Annotated in this window: 13 protein-coding genes and 3 pseudogenes; 5 read left to right on the top strand and 11 right to left on the bottom strand. The window is 56.9% G+C overall.

From position 1 onward, the window contains the following. Positions 1–231: 231 nt before the first annotated feature. Entirely contained in the window at positions 232–492 is a 261-nt protein-coding gene (locus EDC27_RS10755) for a hypothetical protein (protein ID WP_123290639.1), read from the bottom strand. Positions 493–592: 100 nt separating this feature from the next. Beyond that, complete coding sequence (locus EDC27_RS10750; protein WP_123290638.1) at positions 593–1,201, bottom strand: hypothetical protein; 609 nt, start codon at positions 1,199–1,201, stop codon at positions 593–595. On the opposite strand from EDC27_RS10750, the gene EDC27_RS10745 reads away from it, so the two are divergent. From EDC27_RS10745 to EDC27_RS10730, 4 genes are all read left to right on the top strand, one after another. Next, positions 1,200–1,565 carry a hypothetical protein gene (locus EDC27_RS10745; RefSeq protein ID WP_123290637.1) on the top strand — a complete coding sequence of 122 codons (366 nt, stop codon included), beginning with the start codon at positions 1,200–1,202 and terminating at the stop codon, positions 1,563–1,565. The two genes, EDC27_RS10750 and EDC27_RS10745, sit on opposite strands and share 2 nt — an antisense overlap. A gap of 34 nt (positions 1,566–1,599) precedes the next feature. Continuing rightward, entirely contained in the window at positions 1,600–1,716 is a 117-nt protein-coding gene (locus EDC27_RS17075) for an integrase core domain-containing protein (RefSeq protein WP_407923349.1), read from the top strand. Between the two features lie 453 nt (positions 1,717–2,169). Continuing rightward, complete coding sequence (locus EDC27_RS10735) at positions 2,170–2,502, top strand: DMT family transporter (protein WP_123290635.1); 333 nt, start codon at positions 2,170–2,172, stop codon at positions 2,500–2,502. A gap of 795 nt (positions 2,503–3,297) precedes the next feature. Then, positions 3,298–4,119, top strand: a complete 822-nt coding sequence (locus EDC27_RS10730; RefSeq protein WP_123290938.1) for a DUF429 domain-containing protein — start codon at positions 3,298–3,300, stop codon at positions 4,117–4,119. Here the strand turns inward: EDC27_RS10730 and EDC27_RS10725 are convergent. The 8 genes and pseudogenes from EDC27_RS10725 to EDC27_RS16790 all read right to left on the bottom strand — a co-directional run. Continuing rightward, a pseudogene (locus EDC27_RS10725) lies at positions 4,060–4,656 on the bottom strand (chalcone isomerase family protein); the annotation flags it as partial. The gene EDC27_RS10730 and the pseudogene EDC27_RS10725 sit on opposite strands and share 60 nt — an antisense overlap. A 490-nt stretch (positions 4,657–5,146) precedes the next feature. Further along, positions 5,147–5,520: pseudogene (locus EDC27_RS17070) on the bottom strand (transposase). After that, complete coding sequence (locus tag EDC27_RS17065; RefSeq protein WP_123290631.1) at positions 5,517–5,789, bottom strand: transposase; 273 nt, start codon at positions 5,787–5,789, stop codon at positions 5,517–5,519. The pseudogene EDC27_RS17070 and the gene EDC27_RS17065 overlap by 4 nt, the downstream one beginning before the upstream one ends. A gap of 144 nt (positions 5,790–5,933) precedes the next feature. Then, complete coding sequence (locus EDC27_RS10705; protein ID WP_211334869.1) at positions 5,934–6,119, bottom strand: hypothetical protein; 186 nt, start codon at positions 6,117–6,119, stop codon at positions 5,934–5,936. 1,014 nt (positions 6,120–7,133) lie between these two features. After that, a complete protein-coding gene (locus EDC27_RS10700; protein WP_211334868.1) occupies positions 7,134–7,730 on the bottom strand; it encodes a hypothetical protein in 597 nt (198 codons plus the stop codon). 178 nt (positions 7,731–7,908) lie between these two features. Further along, a complete protein-coding gene (locus EDC27_RS16040) occupies positions 7,909–8,049 on the bottom strand; it encodes a hypothetical protein (protein WP_170161761.1) in 141 nt (46 codons plus the stop codon). Between the two features lie 31 nt (positions 8,050–8,080). Beyond that, positions 8,081–9,307 (bottom strand): transposase, encoded by a 1,227-nt coding sequence (locus EDC27_RS10695; RefSeq protein ID WP_148045740.1) that lies wholly within the window; start codon positions 9,305–9,307, stop codon positions 8,081–8,083. A gap of 86 nt (positions 9,308–9,393) precedes the next feature. Beyond that, positions 9,394–9,525, bottom strand: coding sequence for a hypothetical protein (locus EDC27_RS16790; protein WP_281273144.1), 132 nt, complete (start codon positions 9,523–9,525; stop codon positions 9,394–9,396). A gap of 340 nt (positions 9,526–9,865) precedes the next feature. Here EDC27_RS16790 and EDC27_RS10690 point away from each other — a divergent pair, with 340 nt between their 5' ends. Further along, complete coding sequence (locus tag EDC27_RS10690; protein WP_123290628.1) at positions 9,866–10,354, top strand: DUF2321 domain-containing protein; 489 nt, start codon at positions 9,866–9,868, stop codon at positions 10,352–10,354. Between the two features lie 72 nt (positions 10,355–10,426). On the opposite strand, the pseudogene EDC27_RS16550 reads toward EDC27_RS10690, so the two are convergent. Continuing rightward, positions 10,427–10,684 (bottom strand): annotated as a pseudogene (locus EDC27_RS16550) (IS1380 family transposase); the annotation flags it as partial. Positions 10,685–10,740 lie beyond the last annotated feature (56 nt).

The raw sequence follows: 10,740 nt of genomic DNA, 5'->3' as shown, positions 1-10,740 counted from the left end.
ATGTCGTCAAATTTACGACTTTTTAGAGACACCGCTCCACTTGTAGGTAAATTCTTCGGTGCCGGACGTCCCTTACTCCCAGCGATACCTAGGCGGCGCCCCGCTCTTGTGCCAAAGCCTCTCGAAATGGAGGGCCTCAAAGGTTGCCGCCGTCACTTTCAGCACCACACGGCGGCCGTGACGCACGATCTTGGCGGCGATGTCCATCACCCTACGGCGCCGCGTGGTGGCCTAGCCAACGGGCTCGACTACCGGTGCGCAGACGTCGTGCTTGAAGCTCTCGTAGAGAAAAAAGGCCACCAGCATCGTGTCGAAGAAGGCGGCATTGGGGGCAAAGCGCTTGAAAGGCAGCTGCTCGAAGCCGAAATCCTTCAGCGCCCGATGCACCCACTCCTCACTGCCCCGGCCGTGGTCCTCGGCAAGAATCCCTTGCCCTTGAAGCCATGGACCGTATCCAGCCCTGGTGAGTGCCGCATGGATGCTCTGTCCCATACCCAGTTGGTGACCACCCCGTGTCGGGCCGGGCCAAAGGCAGCATCATCTGGGCATCTTGATCCAGCGGACGGCAAAACAGCGCTCGACGAAACGCCTTTCACTGACCGCACCTTGTGCCAAACTCCAGGTAGTGCCAGACGTGGCTCCCTTGCTCGTCGAGGCCCCAGGCGGCCTGGTTCCACTGGCCTTCGGCCACAAATGCCTTGATCGGCCCATACAGCTTGCCGCCACAGATGTCGCCAATGCTCAAATCTTCAAAAGCCTCGAAAAGCTTCTGGTCAAAAAGTTCGCTGTCCATGCGAACGATGATGGCCACGTCGGCTCGATTGGGCTTGCGGATTCTGGCCACCACATGGCGTGCCATTCGCTCCACCCTCTTGCCGTTGTGGCTATGGGCATCTCCGCGACGAAAGACGGCATCGATGATGTGGTTTTGCCACGTCATCTGCAGCGGCTGAAATCCTTTGACACGCTTGGAGGTGGGCTTGACGCCGTGGCCTCCCCGGGCCTCGTCGTTGTCCATGACCATGGTGTCCATGCCCAAAACCATCAGATCGGGCTCTTGCAGCTTAAGACGCCACAAAAACAGCCGCTGCAAAAGATGGCGGTACAAGTCAATGCGCGGCCACCAAAAACGGAAGAAGAACCTTTTGACGGCGTAGAAGGAAAGCATTCCACCTGGCTCACACTCGGGGCACGGCGGCATGGCCGGCGTCCTTGGCCAGGGCATCGAAGTCAACCAGGTGCCGGCTCGTGCCGTCCATGAAAAAACACAGCAGCTGTTTGAAAATCTCGACGATCGGCTACCCCTTGCGGCGACGACGCATGGATCCAAAGAAAGTATCAATCTGCTGAAAGACCTGGATGTTGCGAAGATAGCGAACAAACAGACGCAAACCGACGCGGCCCGTGAGCGTATCGTGGAACACCTCAACGCCGTCAATCGCTGCTATGCTTTTTGTCGCGGTTGTGGTACGTCCCATTGTGAAGCTCCCACCTTTTGGGTTACTTTTGCGCGGTATGTGATGTGTCGGACAAACGCACTATACCACGCAAAATTAGCCCATTAGGTGGGTTTTTTTGCGCGTAAATCGCTCAGTTTTGGTGAAAGAAGAATGTATCTCGCTCAACCTGTTTTCGTCCTTTAATGAGGTCATAGCGATCATCGAAGGCTGGATCCGAGAATACAACATCGAGAGGCCGCACCAGGAGTTTGGATAAATGAGCCCGGTTGCGTCTCAACATAAATTGGCCGCTTAGCTGGCGAGACGAACGCGGTGGGTCTATCGCTTTTTCCCCTATGGAGCCGCCTGCGGAAAGGCATAGGCCGGAGAGCAACGGTTTTGATAACTTGAAGAGCTTGCCGGCTCTGGGTCTGATTAGAGGAAAAAGGACAACGGCTTAAAAAAGAAGGCCTTTCCTCAGGGCAACCGCCAAACTGCTTCCGCTCTTCAGGCCCAAAGCCGGTTGTCAAGGCCTGAAGCGAAGGCTGAAGGGTCACCAGTCATTGCTCTCTCGATGGGGACAGACAAGCCGAGAGCACCGCGTTGGCAATAACGCAAATTTTGGTCTTGACTCCTTGGGGTCATTCCACAGTTATCTCACCAAGGGTGAGGATGCTTAGGGCGGGGGTTTTTCCAGGTGCCAAGCAAAAGCCATGCGAGGAGCGCTTTCATGAAAGACTGGCTTTTCCTTGTTGCGGCAATCCTTGCTGAAGTCATTGCAACATCCAGCTTAAAAGCGAGCGTAGGATTCACAAAACTATGGCCCAGTGTGATCGTCGTTTTGGGATATGGGCTTGCGTTCTATTTCCTTTCTCTGGCCCTAAGAACCATCCCTGTCGGCATTGCTTACGCCATATGGGCTGGCTTGGGCATTGCATTAATTTCTTTGGCTGGCTGGGTGTTCTTTGGCCAAAAACTTGATGCTGCCAGTATCGTGGGTATTGGACTTATCGTTGCCGGTGTGGCTGTCATTAATATCTTTTCCAAAGTCAGTGTCCATTGATCTTAGCGAAGGTGGCATTATCAGAGCACTGCATTCGGGAAGACAAGCAACTGAGCCCAAAACGACCGGACCCCAGCGATCATTCGTGACGTCCTGTCGTGATTTGTTCTTTATCCGTCGATCATGAGGAAATAGGCGCTTAGCAACCTTATTGCCAAACCAGCCCACTACCATTCCGATGATGATTCCAGCAATCACCTCGAGCATCGAAAGCCAATCTGCCATAATCTGTCAATCACACAACCCCACCATGCCTTCCGGGCACCTAAAAAACCTGGAGCGCGGTCCCATTGGTGCATTGGGCGGTTCGCTGGCTCACCTATCTACTTGAAAGGCTGTGATCACTGCGCTCAAGCGCCTTGCGACTTACCCGCTCGCGACCTTTTTTTCGAAATACCCCGGGACTGTCCCTACCTTTCAGAACCTGGCATTTGACACTCCGGTTAGCGTGGCAGAACGACGGAAAAAACCAGCACCCGCATCCACGGGTGCGGGTGTTCAGCGTGCATTCAACTTGCCTGTGCAACAGGCGGGGTGAAATCGCCGTCATTTGATGTCCCAGGCCTCGCATAACCAAAGGAGGGGCTTTTCCGCACGTCTTGCACTTGGTACTTTGAGTTGGCGTCCGACGCGCGGGTGAGTGACTTTTTTGCTCAGGTAAGCGAGGTTACCAAAGGAACACGCCTCACGGAGTCGTCCGGCGGGCAAGCCCAGGCCAAGGCGACCTCGTGGGGAAGCGAGCACCGCCCAAGGCCGCAATCCCGTTGTCCGGTAGGTTTTTCGAGGTACTCTCCATTGAAACTCTACGGCATCGACTTTACGAGTGCGCCGCGCCGTGCCAAACCGATTACGGTCGCGGCCGGTTGCCTGGTGGATAACCGCTTGCTTGTCGAGCAGCTAGAGCGGCTCACCGACTGGTCAGCGTTCGAGACCTTTCTCCGCCGTCCTGGTCCTTGGCTTGGTGGTTTCGATTTCCCCTTCGGCTTGCCGCGTGAGGCAGTGATCGATCTTGGTTGGCCAAGCGAGAGCTGGGCTGCAATGGTCGCCCATTGCCATGCATTGGGTAAGACCGCCTTTCGCGCCACGCTCGATGCGTATCGTCAAAGCCGTCCGTTCGGCCGCCGGTATGCCCATCGCGCCACGGATATTGCGGCGCGCTCACATAGCCCGTTGAAGCTTGTGAACCCGCCGGTGGGACTAATGTTTCTGGAAGGCGCGCCACGATTGCTGGCAGCCGGTGTGCATCTGCCCGGCCTGCACACCGGGGATGTGACCCGGGTGGCGCTGGAGGCCTATCCCGGACTGCTCGCACGTCGCTTGGGCGCATCATCGTATAAAAACGATACCCGTCGTTTGCAGAATCACGCACGGCAGCAGGCGCGATGTGAAATAGTCACTCGTTTGCAACAGGGCAGCCCATTCACGCCCTTTCGCCTCCATGGTACGCAAGAAGTACTCACCGAGTTGATCAGGGACGCCAGCGGTGATGCGTTAGATGCCGTACTCGCCCTCGTCCAGGCCGCTCAGGCATGGCGCTCTGGCCCTCCCAGCTTCGGTTTACCTGCCACGTTCGACCCTTTGGAAGGCTGGATCATCGGCGCCGAACACGGTGCTTAGGCCTGTGATCGTCTTACCGTGTCGGCTTTGCGCCAGAACGACAGATATAACCCAGGTTAGTCGGCGCGGGACGTCCTCATCCTTCGCATAGGAGGCCAGCGCGCAGCCGCCTCGAGAGCGTTCGCTTACCGAGCCAGATCCAAGGCAGGCACGGGCGAAGTCCTCCCCAACGATGCGTATGAGCACGTCATCGTTGAGCAGGAGTTCGGTGCCGATGTCAGGCGCGTAACACAGGTGGTAGCCGTCACCTTCTCTCACGTGGCGATAGGCCGCGTGCAGGGCATCGAGGCGCGGACGCAGCGACGAAATATCCTGATGCTGGCGGGCAAGAATGCGCTCCGCGGCCAGGACGAACTTGTCACGGTGAAGGCCGACGCGATAGAGGATTTCCAGGCCGGCGGGCGCACTCGAATCAAGCAGCGCCGGGGCGGGGATGTGCGCCGGGCCATGAAGCGCCGCGTCGTAGACGTGGACGAAACCGGCGAAGTAAACGTCGCCCCTGCCCTTGAGCTCCAACACGGTATCGCCAACTGCCCGCGTCGGTGCAAACGGCCAGGTTGTGTCCCGTCAAGTGGTGTCAATCCAGCCCCCGTGCTTTTCTCCCCTTTACCGGGTTCACCGGCTCATGCGGCTTGCTGATCGGGTAGTGGGACTGAGGCCGTCTCTTCGTCAATTAGCTGCGCCAGGCTCTGCTGGCTCAACTAGCGGCAGGTGAGCTGCCATTCGTCGGTTTGCTCAGCAGCAGCCGTGCCCACCGAACGCACGATCGCTCCCATGTTTAGGAAGAGTTTATCCACCCCGAAAGCGGCGTTTGACCTCCTTGTTCAATCGCACCGGTGGTTTGGTAAAACAGGCTTCGGCCAGGGCTCTTTAGGGAGCATCCCGGCCGGCATTTCGTCGTCCTCGGCCGCGTCCATCCGTGCCGCCACCTTGTGGGGAAACGAGCCCGCGGCTTGTGGGCGATCTACTACGATTGTGCGCGGGCCGGGCGCGATCCTCTCGCACGAATACCGTTGGATGACCGCAGCTACCTTAAAGTGCTGGCGCCGAGGCACCTGCGCCAGGACATCGCAAAAAAATGCACCCGGCAGCGCTGCCATGTCGCACCGATGACCGTGCCTATCGCCTGGTTCAACCCCTCGTGGGCGTCCATGATCACCGGCCGGCCCCCTGAACGATCACGGCGCACGATACGTTGCAGAAAGTCCGTCCAGAACGCCTCGGTCTCTGCCGGACCTATCGCCAAACCAGAGTCTCGCGCCGCCCCTCGGCGTTGACCGCAGCGGCGACGACCACTGCCTGACTCTCCACCGCATTTTCCTCGCGTGACTTCTCGTACGTTTCATCCAGCCAAAGATACGGCCACCTGCCCGTGATCTCCCGGGTTAGAAAGGCCTTCACCCGTGCGTCCAGCTCCTCACCGAGCCCTCAAGCTCGCTCTTCGAGATCCCGGTCATCCACAGAGCCTGCACCAGGTCGTCCACCTTGCGCCATGAGATCCCCCTCACATACGCCTCATTAACCGCCGCGACCAGCGCCTGCTCGGACGCCTTACGCGGCGTAAGGAAACTGGGAAAACAGCTCCTCGAACGCACCTTCGGATTCTTCAAGTCCAGGGTGCCTAAACGCGTCTCGAGCGTTCGCCTGCAGTAGCCGTTCCTGTATTGCACACGCTCAGGGCTACGCTTGTGCCGCCCCTCGCCCCGCGGCGACTCTCAATCTTCGCCTCCATCAACCGCTGGAGGATGATCTGCCCTAGCTTGCGCACCAAATCCCCGTCTGCGTGCTTCTCAGCCCACGCCAAAACTGCCATCCTAAACAGCCTTGGCCCAAGTGATTCCGTCCGGCAGCGCATATTCCACACCGCCGATGACCGAAGCCGCTCCGCCAGCGTCGCCTTTTAGCAGATCGGCCGCGTCGGCCAGCAGGCGCCGGCAGCGGCTTTCGCCGGGAAGGTTCAGAAGGTGCAGCCGGTCGGGTACTGATTCAAACTTTTCCAAAGGAATTCGACAGCCCTAGGGAGACTGAGAACGCAGCGGGCGATGCGTACCGGCACCATCTCCGACCACTCTGGTTGTCCTGACGACCGTCGTCATGTGCTTCCGACAGGAAAGAGAACATCGGGTCCGTGTGCATGAGGGATCTTGCCCTGCGGACGGCGGGCCAGAGTGCAGGTAGCGTGAACTCGTTGACCAGGGGGCCCCGACGCGGCCAAGACGAACTGAAGTTCTCTGAAAACTCGCCCCAGCAGGCCTGATGCAAGACGCCTATGACGAATCCGCACGGGCTTGTGCTTTGGTCGAATCGCATCTCAGGATCGCCATTTCCCGGATGGAGGCGGCCTGAAACTAATCCATTTAGTGAGCTCTCAAACTTAGAGCTAAGCCAGGGGCACAGTTCGGTTTGCCCGGGCGGAGGTCGGAACGGGGCGGAAGAGGCAGGGTCCGTCACCTCCCTGGGCATTGCACTCAGACATGGAATGGCGCCCCTGAAGCAGGCCAACGGCCGGAAGGTGGGCTTTTCGGCATCGGTTGCCTGCCAAGATGCGTCCTATGCGCTGAACGCGGGTCCAAGGGAAGAAGTTCCCAGGACTTGGGGGCGCAGGTACGCGCCGAAGAACACAAAACCCCGTGGGAATCACCCCACGGGTTTTGGGCACTACAAAAACCGCTGAAATCAGTGAATTAAATTCTTGCTCGCCGGGTGCAACCTCTTCATCACCATTCTCTTGCTCCGGCTGTTAACCGAAAACCCTGGTGAATCCATGAGCTGTCAAAGAGTCGGCCCCTCACGGCGGACCGGAAATTTCCACAAGACCATTCCCCCCCTCTCACCTGACCCATGGGGTCACACGTGGAGTCGTGAGTTTGTCGCAAGTTGTGTCGCAAACCTGTCGCACGAATCAACCGCTTTCCTTAGGCCGAGTCGTGACCTCATTCGTTACCCATTTCATTCGGCATGACCCAATGGCCGGTTGGCCACGGTTTTTTTTAGGCCATCGGGCGTTCTCATCCTCATTCATCCGGCCCTCTGTGGGCAGTAGCCTCTTCGTCGACCCAATCCTCCTCAGTGTAGGACATCCCCTTTCGACCCGGAACTTTCCGGGCAGGCCCGGGCCGGTAAAAGGGGCAGCTTTTCGGGCCGTAACAGAAAGTTTCGAACCGGTACTGTGTCTTTGACGGATTCCACTGGTCGATAATTATTTCCACCGGCATTCGGCAGCCCCAGATGCAGCTCTTGCATTTGGTGTCGTAGGTTCGGGCGTTCAGACGACGATGTCCTCGGCTGCGGTAGGTTTCCAGGTTTGGAGGCACTCCATGGAAAGGCGGACCGGCAGAAGTTTCACCCTTGGCATGACTGACAACCTTGAGCCCACTTGTCTTGTAGAACGCCGCCGTCTCTTTGCGCGGGTCTTCGACCGGCACGGCGTAACCGCGCAGTTCCATGCCCGTCTGAAACCGGTGCTTTTCTTGCGCAGCTTTACCGATCGCAATCAGGAATTCGCCCGCCTCCTCGCCGCACGTTCCGTCGATGCAAAGCACATAGCCCAGGTAGTTGTGGTACCGCTCATCAAAGGAACGTATGAGCCGTATGCGAGGCTGAATAGCCATGACACGGCCTGACCATGCGACCTTTTTCGCGCTTGCCCTAGAGCCGGCCATCCATCTTCCCCCGTTTCATCAAGTTTTCACTGCACGCGGTGTCTTTGACGGATTCGCTCGTCATCAGAGCGAGCCCGCGGTTGAAAACCGTGATCTCGACAGGGTCGCCCGTCTCCTGGATAATCATTTACGGACCTAGTTCATTACAAGTGTCCCGAACACGAGCCGCATTCACTCGAGCCGCAACTTCACCGGAAATATCGATGTCCCTCTCTTCCGCCACCTCTGAGGTCGCAGCGAGGGCATAAGGCACAACCTCATCAAGCATGCCGGCACCTTATCGGCAGCTCACGTGGATTTCAAGGTTGGATCCATGGATGAAAGCAGCAGCGGCTCTCCGTCAAATATTTCACGTTGAACAGCCCCTGCTTTGGACGGCTCGCCAATCTGCCTGCGCTCTTGTCACGAAAAGAGAATCTACGGAAGGCATGAACCACAGATCTGTGCGACGCCAGGACCGGAAGGGAAACTTCAACACGCGTCCGAAGAAATGCAAAACCATCCGGCACGCTCTGCAAAGATGCAGCCGGGCACGCTATTCGAACCTGGGTGTCCCCATTGGAGCCATCGTCGTCCGGGAAATGCATGACCAAGTCCAAGCCGTTCGCCATGGCGACGTGCATCGTGCCGTCGGTTTCGATGATGCCCCTGTGACCGCTTTCCATACTGCCTCGGCCGTGGTCACCGGCGATGATCCCTTGCCCCTGAAGCCATTGACCGTATCCAGCCGTGGTGAGCGCCGTATCGACGGCCCGTCCCATACCCAGGTTGGTGACCACCACCGTGTCGGGACGGGGAAAAGACCGCACCATCTGGGCATCTTGATACAGCGGACGGCAAAACAGCGCTCGACGAAACGACTCCCACCGACCGCACCTTGTGCCAAGCTCCAGGTATTGCCAGACCTGGCTCCCTTGCTTGTAGCGGCCCCAGGCGGCCTGGTTCCTCTGGCTTTGGGCCACAAATTCCTTGATCGGCTCATAGAGCTTGCAGCCACAGATGTCGCCAATGAGCAAATTTTCAAAAGCCTCGAAAAGCTTCTGGTCAAAAAGTTCGCTGTCCATGCGAACAATGATGGCCACGTCGGCTCGATTAGGCTTGCGGATTCTGGCCACCACATGGCGTACCATTCGCTCCACCCTCTTGCCGTTGTTGCTGTGGGCATCTCCGCGACGAAAAACCGCATCGATGATGTGGTTTTGCCGCGTCATCTGCAGCGGCTGAAATCCTTTGACACGCTTGGAGGTGGGCTTGACGCCGTGGACCCGGGCCTCGTCGTTGTCCATGACCATGGTGTCCATGCCCAAAACAATCAGATCGGGCTCTTGCAGTTTAAGACGCCACAAGAACAGCCGCTGCAAAAGGTGGCGGTACAAGTCAATGCGCGGCCACCAAAAAGAGCAGAAGAACCGTTTGACGGCGTGGGAGGAAAGCATGCGACCTGGCTCACACTCCATGGCGGCGGCATAGCCCGCGTCCTTGGCCAGGGCATCGAAGTCAACCAGGTGCCGGCTCGTGCCGTCCATAAAAAACACAGCAGCTGCTTGAAAATCTTAGTGATCGGCTGCCCCTTGCGGCGACGACGCATGGAGCCAAAGAAAGTATCGATCTGCTAGAAAATCTGGATGTTGCGAAGATAGCGAACAAACAAAATCAAACCGCCGCGGCCTGTGAGCGTATCGTGGGTCAGCTCAACGCCGTCAATCGTTGCTTTGCTTTTTGTCGCGGTTGTGGCACGTTCCATTGTGAAGTCCCCACCTTTTGGGTTATGGTTACGCGGTATGTGATGCGTCCGATCTCGCTACGATTCCACCTCATTAGCCCATGAGGTGGGATTTTTTTGCGCTTAAACCGCTTAGGTTAGGTATTGACATTTCGTCATGGAATAAGCCATTTGTAGAGGAGTAACGAAGGTTTATTATGGAGAAACCATATATCCCCCGTGGTCAGTGCAAAACATGGCCTAATCTTCTGAAAACGCAGGTCTTAAGAGATCATTGGAGGCGGGGTGTTATACCGCGATGTCGCGGTTTAAATGTATTCTAAAGAAGAGCCATTGTTTAGTTGCTAAACAAGAGGCCAGAATGAGCAACAGTTACTACGATATGGCACAAATTTGCCGTAATGGGCATGTCATTACTTCGATGGCACAGTCTTCGCCTCAGTCAAAGCAGAAATTCTTTTCAAAGTGCGGAGAAGAGACAGTAACTGCATGCGACTCGCGCGGGGCACCAATCAGAGGTTACTATCACGTTCCAGGCGTCATTGCCCCACTAGACTACCAGAAACCCGCATACTGTTACAACTGCGGAAGCCCATACTCGTGGACGGTAAAAGGCATTGAAGCCGCATCAGAACTTGCAGACGAGCTCGAGGGATTAACTGACGATGAAAAGGCGCAGCTAAAAAACAGCCTGCCCGATTTGGTAAATAACTCGGCTCGTAGAACGGTCGCGGAAATAAAATTTAAGAAAATCATGAAAAAAGCAGGTTCTCAAGCGATTGCCGCTATGAAGGAAATACTCTTCAACGTCGTCAACGAAACCGTGAAGAAGTCACTGTTCGGAGGGTAAGCAATCTAACCACCGCGTCCGCGGGACGGCGTCGTTAACCCGCCGCCTCCCATAAAGCGGGCCGCTAATAAGTCTTGACTTTTTCCTTAGGATATACTCAGCCTGGCGGCGCTGGCTGAGCATCGATCTGGTTTTAAGGGCATCGTGGGCGGAATCAAGCCCGAGAAGCAGCAGGGGGCTCTTGGTCAATACACTGGCCCGCGCCGGTGATTCGTACAAAAAGGGGATAAAGCTGTTCTGGCTCTGCTGGCTCCCCTCCCGAAACTCCAGGTTGAGACGCCAACCATCATCACCCAGGTCGGCGACGATGGGAACGTAACCATAATATCCTTTTTCTGCAAATGCCGGTGTGACGAAATCATTACAGGCGGGGTGTTGTTCCGCGA

Origin of the sequence: Desulfosoma caldarium (genome assembly GCF_003751385.1) — a bacterium.
Taxonomy (GTDB): domain Bacteria; phylum Desulfobacterota; class Syntrophobacteria; order Syntrophobacterales; family DSM-9756; genus Desulfosoma; species Desulfosoma caldarium.
Note: the sequence above shows the minus strand (reverse complement) of the source record. Positions and strands in the feature narration are given on the sequence as shown.